The sequence below is a fragment of the Streptosporangium amethystogenes genome (assembly GCF_000721075.1).
In the GTDB taxonomy this organism is placed as follows: domain Bacteria; phylum Actinomycetota; class Actinomycetes; order Streptosporangiales; family Streptosporangiaceae; genus Streptosporangium; species Streptosporangium amethystogenes.
The window spans coordinates 38720-62116 of sequence record NZ_JOEQ01000033.1; the positions used below are offsets into that span (position 1 = coordinate 38720).

The following is a 23397-nucleotide window of genomic DNA, read 5'->3' on the forward strand; positions in this document are numbered from 1 at the left end:
CCTGACGGGACAGGGGAAACAGCGGCTGGTCGCTCTCGTTGACCAGCCGCTGCTTCAGCCCGGAGAGAGCCCCGGCGTTCTCACGAACATTAAAGGCAGCACCGTGGCCCCATACGGCGGCGGTCCCCGGTCGCGTACGTACCGTGCCCCTCCCCGGGCGGCGTTCGCCGGCGTGATGTGGTCCCCTGATATTCAGCGCCGACAGGGACATCTTTCGGCATAGGCTGATGTTCTGGGAACCTGGAAGGTTCTAGGGTGCCAATAGGAGGATGGATGCGGACGATCCTCTTGCAGGCCGAGGCTCCCGGCGCTGGAGCGGCCGTCATCGAGCTTCCTCCGGGTCGCGAGGTCACCTTCGGCCGCGGATCGGAGAGCACCCCGGTCGACTTCCCGCTGGACCATCCGGGGATCTCCCGGCGGGCCGGGATCATCCGGGCCGTGGACGACTACTGGCTGCTCACCAACCTCAGCCGTGACGCCACCCTGGTCGTGGAGAACCCGGAGGGCGGTGGGGAGTTCCTCAAGGTGGCTCCGCGGCGGGCGGCGGCGCCCGTGCCGTTCGAGTTCGCCCGCGTGGTGCTCCCGGTGGCGGGTGGCGCCTGTTCCTTCCTGGTCTTCGCCTCGCAGCACAGCTTCATCGACCCCGACGCGCCCGAGAGCGCGACGGTCGGCGAGCCGACCGTCTCCGGCTTCCCCGTGGACGAGACGGCGAAGTACTTCCTCGTGCTGGTCGCGCTCTGCGAGCCGCGGCTGCGCGACGGCTCGTCCCCGATCATCCCGACGGTGCCGGAGATCCTGGAGCGGCTGCGCGACGTTCCCGGCGGCGCGGGCCTGACCCGGGCCGCGGTCAACTTCCACATCGACTATCTGGCGCGGACGAAACTACGCGTCAAGCCGCCGTCGGGCTCGCGCAAGGCCGACTGGCAGCGCGCCGCGCTGGTCTCCGTCGCGCTCCGCTTCGACCTGGTGCGGGAGGAGCACCTGAAGTGGCTGAACGGCTGACCGCGCCCCCGTACCCGATCGAAACGTCAACCCACCGGGCCACCCTCGCCGTTCCAGATCACGGCTCGTAGCCGGCCCGGTATCGCCGTACCAGGTCGGCGTGGGCCTGGAAGCGCTCGGGAATCCCGCCCTCCTGGCGGACCACGTCGTCGGAGGAGCGGAACGCCACCGCTCCCAGCAACCCGGGGTCTCCGGGCACCCCGGCCAGCAGCGGTATCCGTACGCACAGGTAGCGGCCGACGGCGGGGATGGTGTCCTCGGGTGACAGCGGCGGGGTGAGGATGGTGCCCAGGCGCTCGTTCGGCAGGTAGTACTGAAGCACCGACGGCGTCCAGCGCGCCAGGCCGTACTCGTTCGTGTCCATGTCGACCAGGTACGGGTCGAAGTCGCTCTCCACCTTCAGCATTCCGGCGACCAGTGCCGGGCTCAGGCCCGGCACGTCGCACATCGTGCCGGCCTCGACGATCAGCGCGCGGTACTCCCGGGGGATGTCGGAGTCGGAGCGCAACCACCGCCCGAACGGATCGGCCACCCGCGAGTCGACCACCCCCGCCCCGGAGGCACTCGCCAGCACGAGAGCGGCCGAGACCACGGCCTTCGCCATCCGGCGGCCCGTTCGCCGGGGCGCCCCCTTCAGGGTGCCGGCCAGCAGCCGCGCACGGTAGAGCTGACGGGCCGCGCTGGGCCTGGACCTCGGGTCGGGGTCCAGGCAGTCGCCGACCCAGGAGCGCCAGGCCTCGGGCAGCGAGACCGGCAGCGACAGGGGGGACTCGCCCGCCGCGTACTCGGCGGCGGCCACATAGCGCGCGCGAGCGGTGGGGGCGTTGAAGGGAAGGTGGCCGGTGAACAGCTGACAGGCCGTCACGCCCAGCGCCCAGATGTCGGCCGAGGCCCGCACCGCGTGCCCCTTCTCGCTCAGCGGCTCCCCCCAGCGCTCGGGAGGCACGTGGTCCACCGAGCCCATCGGGGGAAGGTAGCCGTGCGTCCCGTCCATCTCGGTGGCCAGGCCGAAGTCGGCGAGCCGTACCGAGCCGTCGGCCATCACCAGCACGTTGTTGGGTTTGAGGTCTCCGTGCACCCACCTCTCGGCGTGCATGTGCGCCAGCCCCTCGCAGATCTCGGCGATCAGCCTCGGCGCGTCGGGAACCGGAGCCCCCTCCTCGATCAGCTCGGCCAGCGACCGTTCCGCCAGGTCCATCACCAGCACGCAGGCGCCGTCGAGTTCGGAGTTTCCGGCGTCGTCGACGACGAGCGTCTCCCGCAGCCGGATCAGCCGGGGGTGCCGGAGCCTGTCGTGCAGGCGTATCTCCCGCTCCGTCATGTCCCGCAGGTGCCGTAACTGCCGCCGGGTGAGCGTGCCGGTGGGCAGGAACTTCAGCGCCGCCTCTTTCCCGTCCCGCGTTCCCAGGTAGACGCTCGCCCAGCTCCCCGTGGCGACGGGCCTGCCGACCCGCCAGTCACCGACGCGATACCCCGAGGAGACACTGACCGCCCATCCCTTGGTGTCCATCGTCCTGCCGCCCTCTCACATCACCGAGCCGGCGCGATGACCGCGGTCATCGCCCGGAACGTCGTGAACAGGTGGATGCGCCTCGGACGGATCACCGTACGGGGGCGTGCCGTCATGCTAGATCGAATACGAGCGCACGGAGCACCGTCACCGCGACCGGCTCCGCACCGCCGATCATCCGTCCGGCGGCCTGCCCGCTGATCTTTTCGGTCGGTCCGGTAGGAGCGTCTGTGTCGCCCTCATAAGGCCGGGATTCCGAGGCGCGAGCAGGTCAGCGCGGTGGGCGATATCGCGCCGGCCGGGATCCCTTGCGGGAGGGCGGCAGCTGGTTATCGTTTTTCCGGAACAATCAGGACGGCCGGTCAGCAAGGGAGCTACATGAGCGAGACTCCGACGCCTCCGTTGTACATGCGGCGAGCAGGGTTCGGCCCGGATCCGGAACTGGGAACGCTGCGGGACGGGGAGGGGATCGGGCGCGTCAGCACGCCGTTCGGCGTCGACGCCTGGTTGGTGACCCGCTACGCGGACGTACGGACGGTGCTGAGCGACCCCGAACGGTTCAGCAACGCCGTGGGGATCGACTTCGTGCCGTCCGACACGAAGATGAGCAAGGAGGAGATCGCGGCGCTGCGCGCGGGCAACATGCTCGCCCTCGATCCTCCCGAGCACACCCGGCTGCGCCGGACGCTGACGCCGGAGTTCACCATCCGCCGGATGCGCCAACTGGAGCCGCGGATCACCCGCATCGTCGAGGAGCACCTGGACGCGATGGAACGCGCCGGGTCCCCGGCCGACCTGGTGTCGTCGTTCGCACTGCCGATCCCCTCGCTGGTGATCTGCGAGTTACTGGGGGTGCCGTACGCCGATCGGGAGGACTTCCAGCGCAGAAGCAGCAAGATGCTCGATGTGGGGTCGCCCTTCGAGGAGCGTCTGGCCGCCCAGATGGAGTCGCGCGCCTACATCGGCGAGCTGGTCGCCCGCGCCCAGGTCGAGCCCGGGGAGGAGCTTCTCGGCACGCTGGTGCGCGAGCACGGCGACGACCTGACGGTGCACGAGCTCGTCGGCATCGGCACCCTGCTGCTGCTGGCCGGACACGAGACCACCTCCAACATGCTCGGGCTGGGCACACTGGCCCTGCTCCGCCATCCCGACCAGCTGGAGCTGCTGCGGAAGGAACCCGAGCGCATCGACGCGGCGGTGGAGGAGCTGCTGCGCTGGCTCAGCATCGTCCACTCCGGCACCGCCAAGATGACCACCGCGGAGGTCGAGATCGCCGGCCAGGCCATCGGGCCCGGCGAGCTGGTGGTCTGCGCGCTGCCCACCGCCAACCGCGACGCCGAGTTCCTGTCCGATCCCGAGACGCTGGACATCACCCGGGGCGCGCCCGGCCACCTGGCCTTCGGCCACGGCGTGCACCACTGCCTGGGCGCACCGCTGGCCCGGCTGGAGATGCGCATCGCCTTCCCCGCACTGCTCGGACGCTTCCCCGAGCTGCGCGCGGTCGAGCCCGAGGCGCACTTCCGCTCTTTCAGCGTCGTGTACGGCCTGACGTCCCTGCCGGTCGCCTGGTAGCCGACGGAACCGTCCGGAGCCGTGATCGCGGCTCCGGGCGGGTACGGCTCAGGCCGTGCCCGAGCTCAGGTCGCCGTCGAAGACCTTGTCCAGGAAGCTCTCCAGGTTGACGACGGCTCGCATGATCCGCTCCTCGTTGCTGAGCGTCTCGAACCGCACGCCGAGCTCCGTCTTCTTCACGTCCCGCACGTAGAGGGAGCAGGCCAGGTCGGCGCACATGTAGGTGCCGACCGTGTTGCCCTGGCGGCCCGCGGCGCCGACCCTGGGCGCGACGAACAGGGAGATCCCGGTGCCGGCGTGCGGTGTCACGCAGATCGAGCAGACCGTGCTCTTGGCATAGCTCCTGCGCACCTCCCGGCTGAGACGCAGAGTGACACCGACCAGCTCGCCGCGCCGCTCGACGACCAGGTAGCCGCGGTCGGGCGCGCCGGGGTCGAGCCAGCCCAGGAAGTCAAGGTCGGCCCAGGGGGTCTCCGGCAGGCTCCTGGGCAGGTTGATCCTGCGCGCCTCCCCCTTGGAGCAGTTGGCGAAGGATCCGCGTATCTCCTTCTCACCGACTGGAATCATGACTCACCCACTGTTGATCGACACGTCTGCTGAGCCCCGGCGGCGCGACCGGCGCTTCCTCGGGGGGGCAGGGCACGAGCGAACTGCCGGCCCCTGCTGGATCACTGTCTTTTCCGACATTCAGCGCCGACCACTATGTCAGCACGACATCGGGGGCGTCGAATGCTTTTCCCCGGTGTCAGGACACCTCCAAGAGGGTCCAAGACCGCGACGACGTCGCAAGCCGACGGTACGGGGCGCTCGCCGATGAGTCACAGGTCCCCGTGGACGGCGTGCACCGCCACACGGGGCCGCTCCTCGATCTCACAGCCGTTCTGCCGGAGGGTCGCTCGCCCCGTACCCGGGAGGATCCGGGGACGGGAGGATCCGTGAAACCCGGAACCGCGGGTCAGTCGTGTCGGCGCAGTTCGGCGTTGATCCGCAGGGCTTCCTGGAGCTGATCCTCCAGGATGATGATGCGGCAGGCGGCCTCCAGCGCGGTGCCCTGGTCGACCAGTTCTCTGGCGCGGGCGGCCAGGCGTAGCTGATAGCGGGAGTAGCGGCGGTGTCCGCCGGACGAGCGCTGCGGCTCGATCAGTCTCGCCTCGCCCAGGCTACGTAGGAAAGCCGGCGTGGTGCCGAGGATCTCGGCGGCACGGCCCATGGTGTAGGCCGGGTAATCGTCATCGTCGAGCTTGATCTCTGGGTTCTGTGGGGCTGGATCCATCGCACCTTTTTCATGTCACAGGGGCCCCGGTGCTGCAGCACCGGGGCCCAGAGTTATGGGTTCAACACCTTTTATCGACACGAGTGTCGATTTTTCGTATCCGCACCAGCCGCCGGAAAGGCAGGGAGTGCGGGGATCGCATATGCGTGACCGGAGACCACCTTCCAATCTGATGGGACTACGGCACCCGCCCGGCGAGACACAACCGGCAGCGGGCGATCCAACGGCGTGTGACCCTCCCCCTTTTCCTCTGATTTCCCTACGTACCTTTGCCATCGGCACCGGCTGGAACCCCTTGCAGGATCCTGGCTCCAGCACACCTGACGACGGCACCTCACGGGCTGTCCTCATGCCCGCCGGCCACCGCGTTGGAACCCGTGCACCAGTTGGCTCCAGCATGCCTGACCGTCTTGCCACTTCTTTGCGACAGTTCGTCATCTGCCGCGAGTTCTTGATGTTCTCTACTCTTCTGACACCTGAAATACTAACCCGGCCCGCAGCCAATGTCTACTGTGGCCACAACAGATTTTCTCTGCCGCTCGCGTGACCAACCGCCCCGTGTCCCGCCTGACGGGCATCGCCCCAGGACCGCACCGGACCGGGCCATCGGGATACGCTCGGCGTCATGATCGTCTGGCTGAACGGGACATTCGGTGCGGGCAAGACGACCACCGCGGGGAACTCGTCACGCTCATCCCGCAGGCACACCTCTTCGATCCCGAGCAGGCCGGTTACCTGCCGCGGGTAGCGAGAGGGCTCTTCACTCCGGAAAGCCATGGCGGGCACCCGATGCGAGGCCGGCGAGATTCAGACCGGCGACTGCCGCCGGATCCGGACCTCTGATCAGGCGTGAACGCTTCGGCGGCACGGTGACTTGTCAGCTTATATCCGTACAGAGCACTACGCTCGGCATATGTCTGACCAGCCGGTATGCCACTGTCTGCTCTGCGTCGGGCGGGAGGTGGAGCTCGACGAGGCTGATCTCGCGACGCTGCGGAGCGTCCGGGACCGGGGGTGGGCGATCGTCATGATCCCTGAGGACGAGGACGGTCCCGGCTGGGCATTCACCGTCGGGCTGTGGCACACGCTCCGCTCCCCCGAGGTGGTGATGCTCGGCCTCCGGGTGGACGTGATGGGCAACTGCCTCAGCACCCTGGCCGACCAGATCGCCGCCGGGCACCACCTGGTCGAGGGCCGGGAGCGGGATGACGTGATCAGGAACTACCCGGTCGTCGCCAAGACAGTGGACACCAGCTGGTACCGGTCGCTGTTCGGTACCGCGCTGCACTTCTACCAGGGACCTCCGCTGCCCTTCATGGAGATCGTCTGGCCCGATGCCGCGGGCCGCTTCCCCTGGAACGACGGCTGCGCCCCGCGCCTGCGGGAACTGCAGCCCGCGCTCTGGATCCCCAAGGACGACCACGCCCCGGGCCCCTGGACCAAACTCCCCTGACGGGGCCGTGCCGACCGGGCCTGACCCGCGTCCCGACCGGCCGCCGGCGACGCCACGCGGCGGCCATCCGGGGCGGCGCCGAGGGCGCGACAGGGCGGACGGCCGGGCCACCGAGGCCGCCCGGCGGAGACCACGGTCAATGTGAGACCACCGCGCGACAGAGGCCGGGTCCGACGCTGAGGCCACCGTACGGCGGGCGCCCCGGCCGGCGCCGTGTCATCCGGAAGACGTGAGACCCGGAGCGAAAGAAACCGCACCGGGTGTGCCCCGTGTTTCTCCGGCCGCCGGACCGGCACTTTAGCGAGATTTACTACCGATTTCAAGATGGCCTGTTTCAAGTCGCTCAACGGTCCTCACCAAGTCATTCACAAGTCCCCACCAAGTGGGAAAAAGGAGCCTCGACGCGGGCCGAAAAAGGCTTCGAGGGACGCGCCAGGAACACCAAAGGCGCTTCCCGGCATCAATTCTCTTCGCACATTCCCGTTGGCATGCATGTGAGGAAAAGTGAGGACTAAAAAGGCCGTTGACCTGGCGCGATGATCGACCACCGGACGAGGGACGGCTCGCACCCGGTGACCGCCGGGCGGCACACGGATCCTCACACGCTCCGACGTCATAAATGAATCGTTGAGAAAAACGGTCACCCAGATCTTTAAGTCCGGCGGGAGGCCCAGTGGAAGCCCGCGGGTCCACCGGGCCTCCCGCCTGGCAACGCCCACGAGGAGAAGCATGCACGTCAAACTCAACGAACCCGTCGTGGAAGAACTGCGCAGGGTGGTTTCAGAGCCGATCTTCAACCCGGTCCTCAAAACCTTCGTCGGGGAGGGGAAGCTGGAGTACGAGGTGTATGTGCGGACCTCGGAGTTGTTCTCCCTGCAACCCGCCACCGACGAACTCGTCTCCTCCGACGAGCTGATGTTCCAGATGGTCCACCAGGCCCAGGAGGTGTGGCTGAAACTCCTCGCGCACGAGATGACGGAACTGGTGGGCGACCTGGACCGGGACGCGCTCTGGGACGCCTCGGCGCGGCTGGACCGGATCGCGCGCATCGTCCGCTGCCTCAACGACGAGCTGGGGGTTCTGGAGACGCTGACGCCCGACTCGTACCAGACGATCCGGCAGCATCTCGGGAACGGCAGCGGGCAGGAGTCACCGGGGTACAACCGGCTGCGCGTGGTAGCCCACTACATATCGGACGCGCTCGACCGGCTGGTCGCCCGCCGCGGGGTTTCGGCCACGGATGTCTACCAGGCACGGGATGCCCGGCACAGCGACCTGAAACGCACGTTCGAGCTGCTCCTCGACGTGGACGAGGCCTACCAGATGTGGCTCGTCACCCACTTCATGCTCGTCCGCAGGACGATCGGCATCAGCCGGAACACCGCGGCGCTCGACGGCGTGCCGACGCAGGTGCTGACCGGCCGCATGACACAGCCCCTCTTCCGGCAGCTGTGGAAGGTGCGCGAGGAGATGACCGCCGCCTGGGAACGCGGCGGCGGGTACGCGCCCGGAGAGTCCAGGCACGCGGAGAAGAAGTCCTGATGACCCTCACCGACAAGACGGGCGGCGCGGACCACGACCGGGCCGTGAGGTCGCTGCGCGCCGAGTTCCCGCTGCTCGACACCTGTGTCTACCTCAACAGCAACTCCACCGGCGCCGTCCCCCGCGGCGTGCAGGAGGTGCTGCGCGGCTACTGGCGGACGCTGACCGGGTGGCGGGACGAGGTGTGGGGCGACTGGCTGGAACAGACGTCGGCCTACACCGACACCCTCGCCGCCTTCCTCGGCGCACCCCCCGGTTCCATCGTGACCGACGTGAACCTCAGCACACTGCTCGCCCGGATCGGCACCTGCCTGGACTTCGACGGCCCGCGCCGCAAGGTGGTCACCACCGGCATGGAATTCCCCACGGTGCCGCTCATCTGGCAGGGGTTCGCCCGGTACGGAGCGGAGCTGGAGATCGTGGGCTCGGGTCCCGGGTTCGACGAGGCCGCGCTGGAGGCCGCCATCGACGAGCGGACCCGGTGCGTGTGCGTCTCACACGGCAGCTATTCCACCGGAGCGCTGCTGGACCTGCGGCGGATCGTCGCCAGGGCCCACAGCGTGGGCGCGTACGTCATCGTGGACGCCTACCAGACCGTCGGCGCGGTTCCCCTGGACGTCACCGAACTGGGCGTCGACTTCGTGCTGGGCGGTGCTCACAAGTGGATGTGCGGCGCCCACACCGCGTTCCTGTACGTGCGCCCCGACCTCATTCCCGACCTGCGACCCGCGGCCACCGGCTGGCTGGCCGGCGCCGACCCGACCTCCTTCCGCTCACCGGTCGTGTTGGCCGGGGACGCCCGCCGCCTGGCCTCCGGCACACCGGTGCCGCTGGGACCGATGATGTCCAGGATCGGCCTCGACCTGCTGTCCGGCATCGGCGTCGAGACGATCCGCGGGCACTCGCTGGCGTGCACCGGCCGGGTGCTGGAGCGCGCGGACGCGGCCGGAATCGAGGTGGTGACCCCGAGGGAGCCACACCGGCGCGGCGGCATCGTCTGCCTGCGGTTCGACGGGGACGAGCGGGTGAGCAGGTCACTGATCGACCGGGGCATGGTGTGCAGCTGGCGCGGCTCCCTGCGCGTGGCGCCGCACATCTACAACACGATCGCCGAGGTCGACGCCTTCATGGACGCCGTCGAGACGGAACGGAAGCAGATCACCGCATGAACGTCACCACCCTGTCGCCACGGGCTCTGCTCAGCCTTCTGGCCAACGGCGCGAAGGCGATGGACGTCGTGGAGACCGCGCTGCACCTCGGCCTGCTCGACGCCCTCGACCCCGATGCCGAGACCGGCACTCGGACGGACACCGTCTCCCTGTCCGACCTCAGCCTGCGGCTCGGCGTCGTACCCGGCCGGCTGTACAAGATGCTCGACTGCCTGGAAAGCCTCGGTTTCGTCCACCGGGAGCAGCACGGCGACGAGCTGGACCTGGTCCGCTACCGGGCGGTTCCCGGCCTGAGACAGGCGGCCGAGGCCGTCGCCGGTCCCGGCTCGCTGGAGCGCGACCGCGACCGGTATCCGTGGCGCCTGCTCCACGGCAGGCTCGTCGACGTCCTGCGCGGCGAGATGTCGATCCCCGCGGCCACCTTCGGCTGGCCACCGCGCGACGAGGGGCAACTGGCCGACTTCGAGCAGAGCATGGCCGCGGGTCTCGGCCCGATCATCGAGACGTTCCGCGCGCATGCCGGGCGACTGTGGGGCGAGCGGGCGCTCCGGCTGCTCGACGTCGGCGGCGGCGACGGCACCCTCGCCGCCCACCTGCTGGAACGCTCGCCCGCCCTCCGGGTGGACGTGTTCAACCTCCCCGCGGCGGAACCGCTGGTGGACCGTACGAGAAAGGAGAGCGGTCTCGGCGGGCGGCTCGGATTCGTCGCCGGAGACTTCCTCGACGGCCCCCTGCCCGGCGGGTACGACGCGCTGTCGTTCGTCCGCGTCCTGCACGACTGGCCGGTCTCCACGGCACGGGCGCTGCTGCGGAAGGCCCACGCGGCCCTCGTCCCCGACGGGCGGATTCTGATCTGCGAGGAGTTCAGGACCCCCGACCGGCTCGCCGGGCAGTTCTTCTGGTCGTACTTCCTGATGGGTGTCGACACCTGCGTCAGCCGCCTCTACGAGATCGAGCACTATGTGCGACTGCTCGAAGAGAGCGGCTTCAGGGACGTCACCGTCCTGCCGGGCCCCTTCGAGCTGATCACCGCGACCCGGTGATCCCGGCGGCCCCCGCCGCCCTTCATGGAGATCGTCCGGCCCGATGAGGCCGAACCTCACGCGGGAGGTGCGTCGGCGGTCGTACGGCCGCGGCCGGAGACCACGACTTCTGGAGTACGGCGGGTGCCTCCCGGGGAGGGACGCGCGGGCGGGACCGCGCCGGAAGCATGAGCGGCATGGAGACGCTCGATCTCGCCCGCCTGCAGTTCGCCGTGACCTCGGGGGCACACTTCCTGTTCGTGGCCCTCACCCTGGGCCTGGCCACGGTGCTGGCGGTCACCCAGACCCGGGCGACGCTGACGCGTTCCGACACGCACCTGCGGATGACCCGGTTCTGGGGACGGCTGTATGTGATCAACTACGCGATGGGCATCCTCACCGGGCTGGTGATGGAGTTCCAGCTCGGGATGGCCTGGAGCGGGCTGACCCACTTCGCGGGGAACGTGTTCGGCGCCTCACTCGCGATGGAGACCCTCGTCGCCTTCTTCATCGAGTCCACCTTCCTGGGTCTGTGGATCTTCGGCTGGGACCGGTTGAACCGCTGGGCGCACCTGGGCGTGATCTGGGTGGTCACGATCACCGCCTACGCCTCGGCGTACTGGGTCCTGGTCGCCAACGGCTTCCTGCAGAACCCGGTCGGTGCCGAGGTCGTGGACGGGACGCTGCGGCTCACCGACGCGGCGGCGGTGCTCACCAACCCCGATGCGCTCCTCGCGTTCGCCCACATCCTCTCCGGCGCCCTGGTGACCGCCGGGTTCTTCCTCGCCGGGGTGAGCGCCTACCACCTGCGCCGCGGGACGGCCGAGCAGGAGTTCTTCCGCAGGTCCCTGCGGATCGGCGTGTTCACCACGTTGCCCGCGCTGCTGGTCAACGCGGCCTTCGGCGGCGTGCAGTTCCCGTCCCTCCAGCCGATGAAGACCGCCGTCTTCGGCGGGCGGGAGGCGGAGATCTCCCGGTTGCAGGCCGAGATGGTCGCCACCCACGGTCCGGGGGACTACATCCCGCCCACCGCGCCGACGCAGATCAGCGCCATGATCATGCTGGGGGTCTTCACGGTGCTGCTGCTCGTGTCGGCGCTCAGCGTCCTGCTCGCCTCGTTCCGCCGGATGGTCCTGGGGTCGCGGGCCTGGCACCTGCTGCTGATCGCGATGATCCCGCTGCCGTTCGTCTCCATGATCGCCGGCTGGGTGTTCCGGGAGGTGGGCCGCCAGCCCTGGATGGTGGAGGGCCTGCTCAGGACCGAGGACGCGCTGAGCGACCTGTCGCCGGGCACGATGGTCCTCTCGCTGATCGCCTTCATCACGCTCTCCGTCCTGCTGGTGGCCGTCAACACCTGGATCCTGGCGCGCAGCGCCCGCCAGGGCCCCGAGGCACCCGCCACCGGCCCGGCCCCGGCGGAGCCGGCTCCGGTCCTGGCCTTCTGACAGCCCCTCGGTCCACCGGCTTTCGCAAAGGGATATCGACATGGAAATCGCCCTGCTCGCGTTCTTCGCGGTCGGCTACTTCGTCCTCGCGGGCGCGGATCTCGGGGTCGGCATGCTGCTGCCGTATCTCGGCCGCACCCCCGAGGAGCGCGGCCGGGTGCTCGGCTCCATCACCCCGTTCTTCCTGACGAACGAGGTCTGGCTGGTCACCGCGGTGGGCGTACTGATCGGCGCGTTCCCCGTGCTGGAGGGGGAGATGTTCAGCGGGCTGTACCTGCCGTTCGCCGCGCTGCTGCTCGGCTGGGTCGCCCGCGACGCGGGGATCTGGCTGCGCGGGCGGGTGGACCGGGCCGCCTGGCGGGCCTGGTGCGAGGGCGCCGTGGTCGCGGGAAGCTGGCTGGCGGTGCTGAGCTGGGGGCTCATCCTCGTCGGGATGGGCGACGGGTTCACCGTCGGTTTCGGCGCGCTGGTCGCCGCTCCTCTGGGGGCCGTCCTGTTCGCCGCCCACGGACTGGCGCTGGCCGGGCTCCGGCTCGACGGCGCCCCTCTGGAGCGGGCCCGGCGGTTCGCCGGGCCCGCGGCCGGGCGTACGGTCTACGCCCTGACGTCGGGCGGGATGGCTCTGGTCTGCCTGCTGGCCGGGGCCCGCCTGCCACTGGCGGAGCACCTGGCGGACCCGGCGACGCTCGCCCTGCTCACTCCCTCGATGCTGCTGCTCACTCCCCTGCTGGTGGCGTCACAGGTGTGGCTGTGGTGGCTCTTCGGCCGCGTCCAGGTCAGGCAGTGATCATGAAAGCCAGCCCGAGCAGCACTGCCACGGGGATGACCCAGACCACGGCCTCGATTGCGAACTCCTTGTACACGGCGAGCTTCTCCCTTTTATCCATGAAAGCGGTGAAGCGCAGCATATGTGCACTTGGCGGCATCCTCACACCCGGGCTGGAGACCCGCCTCGGTCAGATGACGGCGCCAGGTAGTGGAAGCTCGGTTTCCGGTGCATCAGGAAATCGTGGTGGGAGATGTTCCAGGCGTAGGCGCCCGCCATGGTGAACTCCACCCGGTCACCGGGCTTCAGCGCGACGGGCACCCGGCGGGCCAGGACGTCCTTGGGGGTGCAGAGCTGGCCGACGATCGTGATCGGCTCGCCGGGCTCCGTGATGACCAGCGGCTGGTCGTGGCCCTTGGTGGCGGGGGTGCGGATGTGGTGGGTCCCGCCCGCCACGACCGCGAACAGCTCGCCGTGCACACGCTTGACATCGATGACGCGCGTCACGTAGCGCCCGCAGTAGACGGTCAGCGAGCGCCCAGGTTCGATCCTGAGCGTCTCACCGGGACGGCGCAGCCGCCCGAGGCCCTCCCCGTAGGCCCGCCAGTCGAACCGGGTTCCGGGGTCGGCGTACGAGACGGCCATGCCGCCGCCGAGATTGACCTCACTCACCCCCAGCGTCCGCGCGTAGTCCAGGACCGCCGCCGCCAGCTCCAGCATCCGGGGCGCGTCGAACCCGCTGGCCAGGTGGGCGTGGATCCCGCGCAACCGTACGGCGTCCTGGGGCTCAAGCAGCGCGACGCACTCGGCGATCCCCGCGGGATCCATCCCGAACGGCGTGGCGCCGCCGCCCATCGCCAGCAAGGCCCCCTCGATCGGGATGTCCAGATTGACCCTGAGCAGCACGTCGGCGGAGCGCCCGGAGGCGAGCAGGCGGCGCAGCTCGCCGGGACTCTCCACATGCAGGCGGGTGACCTCGCTGAACAGCTCGTCGTCCGTCTTGCCGGGGCCGCCCAGCGCGACCGGCGCGTCCGGGAAGTGCTCCCGCACATGCGCGAGCTCCCCGCTGGAGGCGACCTCGAAGCCGTCGAGGTGCGGAGCGAGCGTCCGCAGCAGCTCCGGGTCGGGGTTGGCCTTGACCGCGTAGTACAGCTCGACGTCTCCCAGCGCGGCCCGGACGGCCCCGGCATGGGCGTCGAGCTCGGCCAGGTCGTAGACATAGGCGGGTAACCGCCCGGTGGGAACGGCCCCGGAGGTCCGCGTCGCGGCCGTGACTGTCACAGCGTTCATCTCCGATCTCAACGGTACGGGGAGCCGGATCTCGACGATCAGGCAGCGGATGGGCGTGACGGTCGTGACCGGCCCGAGCCTGCCGGTCAGGCCGGTCAGAACTCGTCGTACCCGGAGACCTGGCCGATCGAGAAGATGTGCCTGTTCGCGGCGCAGATCGTCTCCAGGACGTGGACGGGTGTGTCCTTGCTGGAGTAACCGGCCCGAAGGACCTGCACGACCCACTCCCCCGGTTCGAGTTCCAGGGTGTCGTACTCGAAGGATGTCGGCGGGCGAGCCGTCAGGTTCTCCTCGGCATGGCCGAAGACGTGCCCGAGGGCGACCAGCGCCGACTGGAGCGACGGCCTGACGAACTCGGGCTCGGCGATGCGCGTCCCCCCGAACAGGTCCGCCCGGAAGTAGCTGGTGGCGATCCGTACCGGAACCTCGTTGGCCGTCATCATCTTCCGGCGGGCGATCACCTCGGTGCCGGGCTCGACGCGCAGGCAGGCCGCCACGTGATCACTCGCCGGCTCCGGGCCGACATAGAGCATTCTGCGGTCCGGCTTGATCCCCTGCCGCTCCGCCTCGACGAGAAAGAGGGACGCGGAGGCGCGCACGGCGGGGTCGGTCGGCAGCGCCCGCCGGACCAGCACCTTCGGCGCGCGGGCCGCCGCCTCGGGGGCACGGGCCGTCGGCCCCTTCCGCATCTGGGATATCCGGCCGGGGGAGACGCCCAGACGGGCTCCTATCTCCTCCAGGCCCATGCCGGAGTCACGGGCCTCGGCGATCGCCTGGCGGCGCATCTTCGCCGCCTCCTCCAGGCGCTCCTGCTCCTCGGTCATGAGACGGCCCAGAACCCGTGCGCGCTCGATGGGGTCACTCAGCTCCGAAACATCACGCAGCGTATTCAGATCCATCCGGGACCGTTCTCCTCGCACTCGACACCGACTGGGATTTTAGCCCCCCTACAACGAGAGAAACCGCAGCCGGGGCACCGATCCGGCGACACGGAGAGGAAAGTCACCTCGGCGCCGCCCAGGATGACGATGATGACTGAATGTAATGTGGTGACCACACCCAGAGGAGGCTGTCGTCGATGACAGATGCGAGTGCCGAAGAGCAGGACGTCGTCGCCGAGCGGCTCAGGTTCGGGACGGGCTTCGCCGAGAGCGAGCGTCAGGGGATCATCGAGCGGTTGGCCGGGCTGGGAAAGCGGCTGCTCTCCTATCCCGGTGACGCGGTGGAGTTGCGGCTGAGCGTCAAGGACCGCGACACGCCCCAGCAGCGGGTGACGCTCGAATGCGTGCTCCCGGGCACGGAGCCGCTGGTGGCCCACTCCTACGAGCAGGATCTGCCCGCCGCGCTCGCGGAGGTCCGCGACGAGCTGATCCACCACCTGGAGAGGCTCAAGACCAGGCGGGACCCGCGCCGCGACCATCCGCACCGGCCCTGAGCCCCGGCACCCCGGCGGTCGCCGAGAGCCGACCACGGAGGCGATCACGGGGGCGATCACGTCCTGAGCGCGCCTCCGGTCTCCTCACGGGGCGGGTCAGTTCTTGGCCGAGCCGCCCTTCGGGGACACCTCGGGGGCGGAGGCGCTGAGCCAGCGGGTGCCGTACGGCTCCAGGGTGAACTTCACCCGGCCACTGGCGGGCAGCCTGACGGTGCCGTCCACCAGCAGGTCGACCAGGACCTCGCAGTGGTCGAGACCGTCGAGCGTCAGCTCCACCTGGGCCTCGCGGTCGGCGAAGTTGTGGACGGCGACCACGGTGCGTCCCTCGGCGCCGGCCCGGTGGGCCAGCACCGCCTCGTCCCCGGCGTCCAGGACCTCGTAGGTCCCCCAGGCCAGCTCGGGCGACTCCCGGTAGCGCTCGGTCAGCAGCATGATCCAGCGCAGCAGCGAGTCGGGGTCGCGACGTTGGTCGGCGACGTTGACGTTGCGCGGGCCGTACTTGCCGGTGGGCGAGGCCACCGAGGTCTTCGGGTCGGCCGAGAAACCCCCGTCGGCCGACCACTGCATCGGGACCCGGACGGCCATCCGGCCCTCGGCCTCCAGGTTCTCGCCGAGGCCGATCTCCTCACCGTAGAAGAGCACCGGCGTGCCCGGCATGGAGAACAGCACGCTGTAGGCCAGTTTGAGTCTCCGCATGTCCCCGTCGAGCATCGGCGGGAGGCGGCGGCGCAGGCCCCGGTCGTAGACCTGCATGTTCTTCTGGGGCCCGAAGGCGTCGAAGACCTCCTGCTTCTGCGACTCGGTGAGCTTGTCCAGGGTCAGCTCGTCGTGGTTGCGGAGGAACATGGCCCACTGGGAGTCGTCGGGCGGCTCGGGCCGCTCGCGCAGGGCGTCGGCGAGGAGTTCGGGGTTCTGGCGGGCCATCGACAGATGGAACCGCTGCATGGCGATGAAGTCGAAGCACATGGTGACCTCGTCGCCGTTTCCGCTGTCGCCGAAGAACCTCATCAGGTCCGGGTAGGGCAGGTTGACCTCGCCCAGCAGGATCGAGGTGCCGTCCCGACGGTTCATGAAGGCGCGCAGGTCGGCGAGGAACTCGTGCGGGTCGCCGTCGATGTCCTCGATCAGGAACGGCACCGCGTCCACCCGGAAGCCGGACAGGCCGAGTTCCATCCAGAAGCCGAGGATGCGTGCGATCTCGTCGCGGACCTCCGGGTTGTCGGTGTTCAGGTCGGGCTGGAACCGGTAGAAGCTGTGGTAGTAGTACTGGCCGGTCTTCTTGTCCAATTCCCAGAGACTGTCCTCCTTGTCGGGGAAGACGATCGCGCCGGGGTCCACCGGACCTGGCTCGTCCCGCCAGATGTACCAGTCGCGCTTGGCGGAGTCCCGGCTGGAGCGGGCCTCGACGAACCAGGGGTGTTCGTCGGAGGTGTGGTTGACCACCAGGTCGGCGATCACCCGCATGCCGCGGTCCCTGGCCGTCCTGACGAACTCCACGAAGTCCCCCAGGCTGCCCAGGCGGGGGTCGACCGAGTAGAAGTCGCTGATGTCGTAGCCGTCGTCGCGGCTCGGGCTGGGAAAGAACGGCATCAGCCAGATGCAGGTCACCCCGAGCCGCTCCAGGTGATCGACCTGCTGGGTGAGGCCACGGAAATCACCGATGCCGTCACCGTTCCCGTCCTTATAGGTCTCCACGTCCAGGCAGTAGACGACCGCGTTCTTCCACCAGAGGTCGGCCGTATGGGTGAGTCGCATGCGTCCGCACTACCCTCCCTTGGCCGATTTATGGGGTAACGCGCCGTGGAGTTGGCGTGCGGGGGGTCGCAGCGGCCCCGACGGGCTACGGTGGACAGCGATGACGGCCAGGAGGAGATCATGCGACAGCTGAGGCGCGGCGCGCCTTTCGGCTGGCTGCTGGCCCTGCTGCTGCCGCTACTGGTCTCCGGAGGGCTGGGCGGGAGCACCGCCGCCCTCACCCGGCACACCTCGGTCGTCCAGGCCGTCGGCGAGCATCAGCCGCTGTCGCGCCCGCTCCTGGACGGCGTGCAGCGGCACTCCCTGGCCTCCGGATTCGCCGGCGCCGGGGCCGGTCTGGGCGGCGGGGGCGGCCACCCGCTCGCGACCCCGCCCACCGACCTCCGGCACCTGTTCCTCGCCACCGGCCCGCTCACCCGCCCGGCGGGTGACGAGGACACCCACCCGCTCGCGGCCCTGATCGTCAGGCCGGGGCGCGCACCCCCCGCCTCCACAGCCGGCTGAACCGACCCGGAACCGCTCCGGGTCTCTTCGCCGTACGGGAAAACGCCTCCGCCGCGAGCGAAGACGTCTTTTCCCGTACCCGGAAAACGCCTTCTCCCCAGCCGAAAGGCGTTCCTGCGGTACGCGAAGCGTGCCGCCGTCCCTGAACGCTCCTTCGGCGTGACCGAGGACAACTCCCCAGCCTGTGGAGGCTTCCATGTCGCGTGCCCCGGTGGTACGCGCGATAGCGGCGCTCGCCGTCATCGCCACCTCGCTGTACATAGCCCTGACAATGTCGCCGCGCCTCGGTCTCGACCTGCGCGGCGGCACCCAACTCGTCCTGGAGACCCAGGACTCGCCGACGGTCAAGGCCGACGCCGCGGCCACCGACCGCACCCTTGAGGTGCTCCGCCGCCGGGCTGACAGCCTGGGCGTGGCGGACGCGCCGCTGGCCCGCTCCGGCGAGCGGCGCATCATCGTGGAACTGCCGGGTGTGCAGGACCCGACCAAGGCCGCCGAGGTCATCGGCAAGACCGCGCAGCTCACCTTCCACCCCGTCCTCGCCGCCCCCGCCCCGGGAGCGGAGACCAAGCCGGGCAAGGGAGAGCAGATCCTGCCCGACGATCGCGGCGCCCCGCTGCACATCGGACCGGCCGCCCTCACCGGTGACGGAGTCGGCGGTGCCGAGGCCGGGATCGACGCCCAGCAGGGCGGCGGCTGGTTCGTCACCGTCGACTTCCGCGACCAGGGACGGGCGGCGTGGGCCAAGCTGACCGGCGAGGCGGCCTGCAACGAGCCGGGCGACCCCAGGCGCAGGATCGCCATCGTGCTCGACTCCAAGGTGATCGTCTCACCCCAGGTGAACGAGGACGTCGGCTGCAAGGTCGGCCTGCCGGGTAACACCACCCAGATCACCGGCGCCTTCACCGCCGAGGAGGCCTCGGACCTGGCCCTGCTGATCAAGGGCGGCTCGCTGCCGGTGCCCGTCGAGATCGTCGAGCAGCGGACCGTCGGCCCGACGCTCGGCGCCGCCGCGATCCAGGCCAGCGCCTGGGCCGCGGTCATCGGCATCGCGCTCACCGCGCTGTTCATCATCGTGATCTACCGGCTGGTGGGCTTCCTCGCCGCCATCGCCCTGGCCTGCTACGCCCTCATCTCGTACGCGGCGCTGGTGGGACTCGGTGCCACGCTCACCCTGCCGGGACTGGCGGGCTTCGTGCTGGCGATCGGCATGGCCGTCGACGCCAACGTGCTGGTCTTCGAACGGGCACGTGAGGAGTACGCCGAGACGCCCAACCTCGGGGGCTCACTGGAGAAGGGGTTCCGCAACGCGTGGAGCGCGGTGGCCGACTCCAACATCACCACCCTGCTCGCCGCCGGGCTGCTGTTCTTCCTGGCCTCCGGCCCGGTACGCGGCTTCGGCGTCACGCTGAGCATCGGCGTGATCGCCTCGCTGATCACCGCGATGGTCATCACCCGCGTCCTGGCCCAGTGGGCGGTGAGGTTCAAGGCGGTGTCCGCACGCCCCCGGATGACCGGCCTGTCCGACATCGGGCGGGTCCGCGCCTGGCTGAACATCCGCAAGCCGAACCTGATGAACCGCCGCGCCGGGTACTTCGCGATCACCGGCCTGCTGGTGGCCGCGTCCGTGGCCGGGGTGGCGGTGCGGGGGCTCGACTTCGGCGTGGAGTTCACCGGGGGCAGGCTCGTGGAGTACTCCACGACCACCCCGATGAGCGCCGACGCCGCCCGCGAACTGGTCAGCAAGGCCGGGTTCCCCAACGCGGTGGTGCAGGCCTCCGACGAGGACATCTCCGTACGTACGGGTCAGATCACCCCCGCCGAGGTGGTGCGGATCGAGAAGGCGCTGGAGAGCGAGGGCGGCCAGGTCACCAAGGAGCGCGACGAGCTCATCGGGCCGAGCCTCGGGGACGAGCTGCGCCGCAACGCGCTGATCGCGCTGGGCGTCGCGCTCGCCGCACAGCTCGCCTACCTCGCCTTCCGGTTCCGCTGGACGTTCGGCCTGGCCACGGTGGTGGCCCTGGTCGCCGACGCGACGATCGTGATCGGCGCGTTCGCCTGGCTGGGCAAGCCGGTGGACGGGGTGTTCCTGGCCTCGATGCTCACCGTGATCGGCTACTCGGTCAACGACAAGGTCGTGGTCTTCGACCGGGTCCGCGAGCTGTGGGGCGCACGGCCGAAGAGCTCGTTCGCCGCGGTGGTCAACACCTCGATCCTGCAGACCGTGCCCCGTACCGTCAACACCGGTCTGGGCGCGCTGTTCATCCTGGCCGCGCTGGCGGTGCTCGGTGGCGACTCGCTGACCGACTTCGCGGTGGCGCTGCTGATCGGAATCATCGTCGGCACGCTCTCCTCCGCGCTGGTCGCGGGGCCGATGGCGATCGAGTTGGAGAAGCGCAGGCCCGGCGCGCCGCCGCGGCCCAAGCGGAATGGCCCGGCTCCGGCCCGCCAGGGTTCGGGCGCCGTGCTCTGAGTGGCGGGGGACCCCGGGCCGGAACGCGTTCCGGCCCGGGGTCCGGTGGGCGGCTCCCCGCAGGATCTGGGAGGAGCCGTCCACCGCCATGACTTTCCCACTAACCCTACAGACCATAAGTGAATTTATGCACAAAACTATCGCGATGGGCTATTAAAGCCGCTTTTTTCAGGGAGGCCGAGGCGCGCGGCAGGGGCACAACACTGGTGCGAGATCTTCGGCCGTCGAAGCAGAGCGGTCACGAACACGAGGAGCAAGCATGAGCCATGCGGTGAAGATGAACCCTCAGGTACAGAAGAGCATTGACATGTGCCTGGAGTGCCACAGCCGTTGCGAGCAGACCATGACCTACTGCCTCATGCAGGGGGGCCGGTACGCCGACATGGCACTGATAGGCCCGCTCATGGACTGCGCCGACATGACCCGTCTCTGCGCGGACATGATGATGCGCCAGTCGCCGATGGCGAAGGAGATGGCCACGATGTGCGCGAAGGCCGCGAGCAAGTGCGCCGACGCGTGCATGTCCATGGAGAGCGACCCCATGATGAAGGAGTGCGCCGACGCGTGCCGGACATGGGCCGAGGCGTGCCGGACGATGGCGAACGCGCGGTCCTGATCAAACACCACTCACGGAACCTCCAGCCGTGGAGACCCGGAAAAAGGGGCGCCGCCGATCGAATCGGCGGCGCCCCTGCCCATGCGGTCCCCGGGCAGGGACGATCCGCCGAGTTCGGCCGACACCCGGAACGGACACGACCCACCGAACTCGGGCCGCGCCCGGGACGGCACAAGCCATCGAGCTGGAGCGGCACCCGGAACGGGGTTGATCCTCCGGGTTCGGCCGGGAAGGGCACCCCGAATGCCGCTAGTGTGCTTGCCGTCTGATTTCCCTGCTGCCTAAGGCGGATGCGATCGTGGCGGACGACTACGCGACAACTTTCAAGATCGTCGATGTTGACGGTGACGGCCTCATCTCGGTCCCCGAGCTGACCAAGCTCATGGAGGTGCTCGGCCAGCCGATCACCCCCGAGGCGGCCGCGACGGCCGTCGCCAGAATCGACCAGGACGGTGACGGCCTCATCTCCCTGGATGAGTTCGCCGGCTATCTCGCCCAGACCAGGGGCTGACCGACCTGACCCGATCGGGGTGCCCGCCCAGGCCTGAACCGGGCACCCCGATCAGGTCCGCTTCCCCGCCGCGGACACCCGGCCAACGCCGGGTCTCACCGCCGGCGGACCTCACCGGCCTCGCCGATCTCGATCTCACCGCCGGCACGCCCGCCGCCTCCGCGCCCCGGCGACGACAGGCCCCACCGACCCCGGCCCCACCGATCTCGGCCCCACCGATCTCGATCTCACCGCCGGCACGCCCGCCGCCTCCGCGCCCCGGCGACGACAGATCTCACCGATCGGCCCCACCGGCCCCGGTTTCGCCACCGGCACGCCCGGCCGCCTCCCGTACCCCTTGGCCAGGCACGGAACCGCTCAGCCCCGATCAGTCGCTCCCACCGAAGACGTCACATGTTGCATTTGAGACAAGAACAAGCGTTTGCTAATTGTCCAAAGTGTCAATTAGGTGAGAATCTGAGGCGCACTCCGACAGGAGGGTCTATGGCGACAAAGGAACACACCCGGATCGCTGTTCCAGGCTTGAACGGCCGAAGAACGAGATCTCACGACCTACCCGACCAGCGGCTGTGGCGTTCGGCTCCGGCCAACGTCGCGAAGCTCCTGAGGCCGGGCCTGGGCCAGGTCGCACACCAGGTGATCGACGAGATCACGGCACGGATCCCCGAATACGCCCGACCGGCCGACACGAACTACATCAAGGCCATCAGGCTGGCCGTGGACGAGGCCCTGCGCCAGTTCGTCGACCGGATCGAGAACCCCAACGCCCCGTGGGAGCCCGACGTCTTCCGGACGATCGGGCGCGGCGAGGCCAACGAGGGCCGCAACCTCGACCCCCTGCAGACCGCGATGCGCCTCGGCGCCCGGGTCGCCTGGCGGCGGCTCACCGAGCAGTCCGAGCACCTCGGCCTCACCCCGCAGCACCTCTACGACCTGGGGGAGGCCATCTTCGTCTATCTCGACCAGCTGGCCGACGCCGCGGCCGAGGGGTTCGAGGAGGCCAGGGTCCGTGCGGCCGGGGAGATCGAGCGCCGCCGCCACCGGCTGATGGACCTGCTGCTCAGCCAGCCGGCCGCGTCCCCCGACGCGATCGTCGACCTGGCCAAGACCGCCGGATGGCGGCTGCCCAGGACCGTGGCCGGGGTCGCGCTGGAGGAGCATCCCGGTGGCTACCGTCCCCCCTCGCTGCCGCCGGACGTGCTGGTCGGCCTCGACCGGCCGGGGCCCTGCCTGATCGTGCCCGACCCCGACGGCCCAGGGCAGGCCCAGACCCTGGAGAAGGGCCTGCGCGGCTGGAAGGCGGCCGTGGGTCCCGCAGTCCCGCTGGCCGCCGCCGCGACCTCGCTGCGCTGGGCCCGCGAGGCGCTCGACCTGCACAGGCGCGGCGTGCTCACCGAGCAGCGCGGCCTGCTCCGCTGCTCCGACCACATGGCCACGCTGATCGTGTTCAAGGACGAGGAGCTGGTCACCGCGCTCACCAAGGTGCGGCTGGCGCCCCTGGCCCATCTGCGGCCCAGCCAGCAGGACCGGCTGGCGGAGACGCTACTGGCCTGGCTGCGGCACGGCCGGGGGGCCGGGGAGGTCGCCGCCAGGCTCCACGTGCACCCGCAGACCGTGCGCTATCGCCTGCGGCAACTGGAGGAGCTGTACGGCGACCAGCTCAGCGACCCGGACGTCCGGTTCGAGCTGGAGATCGTTCTGCGGGCCCGCCAGTCCGCCGCCGCCGGAACGGCCTGATCATCGCGGACGACTCCCGGAAAGCCGGAAACGGTCTGGTCACCGCAGACCGTCCGGCAGACCGGAGACGACCGGCCGCGGTGGCGGAACCGGCGACATCGAAGAGTTCCGGCGGGCCCGCCCGGCTCGTACCGGTGCTTCGACGTCCTCCCACGGCTTGAAAGCCGGGGATTCCAGCACCCGATGGTCGGATCTGTCGGTTCGCGGTTCACCGGCCCGGGCGTCCCCGAAGCCTCCCCGCGCGGACACGGCACGCCCTGCCGCGTTCGCCCGGACACATCCCGCCTGGCCGTCGCGGAACACCCCGCCGCACCCGCACACC

Annotated in this window: 21 protein-coding genes; 14 read left to right on the plus strand and 7 right to left on the minus strand. The window is 69.7% G+C overall.

Features of this window, described 5'->3' with window-relative positions; translation table 11 throughout:
- Positions 1 to 273: 273 nt before the first annotated feature.
- Positions 274 to 1002, plus strand: coding sequence for an FHA domain-containing protein (locus IG98_RS0134760; protein ID WP_030922214.1), 729 nt, complete (start codon positions 274 to 276; stop codon positions 1000 to 1002).
- A gap of 58 nt (positions 1003 to 1060) precedes the next feature.
- Here IG98_RS0134760 and IG98_RS0134765 read toward each other — a convergent pair whose 3' ends face one another.
- Entirely contained in the window at positions 1061 to 2512 is a 1452-nt protein-coding gene (locus IG98_RS0134765) for a serine/threonine-protein kinase (protein ID WP_030922215.1), read from the minus strand.
- A 378-nt stretch (positions 2513 to 2890) separates the two neighbouring features.
- On the opposite strand from IG98_RS0134765, the gene IG98_RS0134770 reads away from it, so the two are divergent.
- A complete protein-coding gene (locus tag IG98_RS0134770) occupies positions 2891 to 4084 on the plus strand; it encodes a cytochrome P450 (RefSeq protein WP_030922216.1) in 1194 nt (397 codons plus the stop codon).
- Positions 4085 to 4132: 48 nt separating this feature from the next.
- Here the strand turns inward: IG98_RS0134770 and IG98_RS0134775 are convergent, their stop codons facing one another.
- On the minus strand, positions 4133 to 4651 hold the full coding sequence (locus tag IG98_RS0134775; RefSeq protein WP_030922218.1) for an FBP domain-containing protein: 519 nt from the start codon (positions 4649 to 4651) through the stop codon (positions 4133 to 4135).
- A 388-nt stretch (positions 4652 to 5039) separates the two neighbouring features.
- Positions 5040 to 5357: a MerR family transcriptional regulator gene (locus IG98_RS0134780; RefSeq protein WP_030922220.1), complete on the minus strand. Its 318-nt coding sequence runs from the start codon at positions 5355 to 5357 to the stop codon at positions 5040 to 5042.
- 913 nt (positions 5358 to 6270) lie between these two features.
- Here IG98_RS0134780 and IG98_RS0134785 point away from each other — a divergent pair.
- From IG98_RS0134785 to IG98_RS0134810, 6 genes are all read left to right on the plus strand, one after another.
- Positions 6271 to 6810 (plus strand): DUF4262 domain-containing protein, encoded by a 540-nt coding sequence (locus IG98_RS0134785; protein ID WP_030922222.1) that lies wholly within the window; start codon positions 6271 to 6273, stop codon positions 6808 to 6810.
- Positions 6811 to 7539: 729 nt separating this feature from the next.
- Positions 7540 to 8352 (plus strand): tryptophan 2,3-dioxygenase family protein, encoded by an 813-nt coding sequence (locus tag IG98_RS0134790; protein ID WP_037972044.1) that lies wholly within the window; start codon positions 7540 to 7542, stop codon positions 8350 to 8352.
- Positions 8352 to 9521, plus strand: coding sequence for an aminotransferase class V-fold PLP-dependent enzyme (locus IG98_RS0134795; protein WP_051753334.1), 1170 nt, complete (start codon positions 8352 to 8354; stop codon positions 9519 to 9521). Before IG98_RS0134790 ends, IG98_RS0134795 begins: the two co-directional genes overlap by 1 nt.
- On the plus strand, positions 9518 to 10564 hold the full coding sequence (locus tag IG98_RS0134800) for a methyltransferase (protein WP_030922227.1): 1047 nt from the start codon (positions 9518 to 9520) through the stop codon (positions 10562 to 10564). The genes IG98_RS0134795 and IG98_RS0134800 overlap by 4 nt, the downstream gene beginning before the upstream one ends.
- Positions 10565 to 10740: 176 nt before the next feature.
- Complete coding sequence (locus tag IG98_RS0134805; protein ID WP_030922230.1) at positions 10741 to 11988, plus strand: cytochrome ubiquinol oxidase subunit I; 1248 nt, start codon at positions 10741 to 10743, stop codon at positions 11986 to 11988.
- Between the two features lie 40 nt (positions 11989 to 12028).
- Positions 12029 to 12775, plus strand: a complete 747-nt coding sequence (locus IG98_RS0134810; RefSeq protein ID WP_030922233.1) for a cytochrome d ubiquinol oxidase subunit II — start codon at positions 12029 to 12031, stop codon at positions 12773 to 12775.
- Here the strand turns inward: IG98_RS0134810 and IG98_RS54450 are convergent.
- The 3 genes from IG98_RS54450 to IG98_RS0134825 all read right to left on the minus strand — a co-directional run bounded on the left by IG98_RS54450 (position 12765) and on the right by IG98_RS0134825 (position 14943).
- Positions 12765 to 12896, minus strand: a complete 132-nt coding sequence (locus IG98_RS54450) for a hypothetical protein (protein ID WP_281178572.1) — start codon at positions 12894 to 12896, stop codon at positions 12765 to 12767. The genes IG98_RS0134810 and IG98_RS54450 overlap by 11 nt on opposite strands.
- 20 nt (positions 12897 to 12916) lie before the next feature.
- Positions 12917 to 14044, minus strand: a complete 1128-nt coding sequence (locus tag IG98_RS0134820; protein WP_051753335.1) for an alanine racemase — start codon at positions 14042 to 14044, stop codon at positions 12917 to 12919.
- Between the two features lie 95 nt (positions 14045 to 14139).
- The gene (locus IG98_RS0134825; RefSeq protein ID WP_030922240.1) at positions 14140 to 14943 is read right to left on the minus strand and encodes a UTRA domain-containing protein; all 804 of its coding nucleotides are present in this window, start codon (positions 14941 to 14943) and stop codon (positions 14140 to 14142) included.
- Between the two features lie 179 nt (positions 14944 to 15122).
- Here IG98_RS0134825 and IG98_RS0134830 point away from each other — a divergent pair, with 179 nt between their 5' ends.
- On the plus strand, positions 15123 to 15479 hold the full coding sequence (locus IG98_RS0134830; RefSeq protein WP_084195871.1) for a hypothetical protein: 357 nt from the start codon (positions 15123 to 15125) through the stop codon (positions 15477 to 15479).
- A 96-nt stretch (positions 15480 to 15575) separates the two neighbouring features.
- Here IG98_RS0134830 and IG98_RS0134835 read toward each other — a convergent pair whose 3' ends face one another.
- Positions 15576 to 17234: an alpha-amylase family protein gene (locus IG98_RS0134835; RefSeq protein WP_030922254.1), complete on the minus strand. Its 1659-nt coding sequence runs from the start codon at positions 17232 to 17234 to the stop codon at positions 15576 to 15578.
- Between the two features lie 120 nt (positions 17235 to 17354).
- On the opposite strand from IG98_RS0134835, the gene IG98_RS47645 reads away from it, so the two are divergent.
- From IG98_RS47645 to IG98_RS0134860, 5 genes are all read left to right on the plus strand, one after another.
- Positions 17355 to 17738 (plus strand): hypothetical protein, encoded by a 384-nt coding sequence (locus IG98_RS47645; protein ID WP_157594693.1) that lies wholly within the window; start codon positions 17355 to 17357, stop codon positions 17736 to 17738.
- Between the two features lie 196 nt (positions 17739 to 17934).
- Complete coding sequence (gene secD, locus IG98_RS0134845) at positions 17935 to 20211, plus strand: protein translocase subunit SecD (RefSeq protein ID WP_030922257.1); 2277 nt, start codon at positions 17935 to 17937, stop codon at positions 20209 to 20211.
- 259 nt (positions 20212 to 20470) lie between these two features.
- Positions 20471 to 20827 carry a four-helix bundle copper-binding protein gene (locus IG98_RS0134850; RefSeq protein ID WP_030922260.1) on the plus strand — a complete coding sequence of 119 codons (357 nt, stop codon included), beginning with the start codon at positions 20471 to 20473 and terminating at the stop codon, positions 20825 to 20827.
- A 298-nt stretch (positions 20828 to 21125) separates the two neighbouring features.
- The gene (locus IG98_RS0134855; protein ID WP_030922263.1) at positions 21126 to 21338 is read left to right on the plus strand and encodes an EF-hand domain-containing protein; all 213 of its coding nucleotides are present in this window, start codon (positions 21126 to 21128) and stop codon (positions 21336 to 21338) included.
- Positions 21339 to 21821: 483 nt separating this feature from the next.
- Positions 21822 to 23075 (plus strand): PucR family transcriptional regulator, encoded by a 1254-nt coding sequence (locus tag IG98_RS0134860; RefSeq protein ID WP_030922266.1) that lies wholly within the window; start codon positions 21822 to 21824, stop codon positions 23073 to 23075.
- Positions 23076 to 23397: the final 322 nt, after the last annotated feature.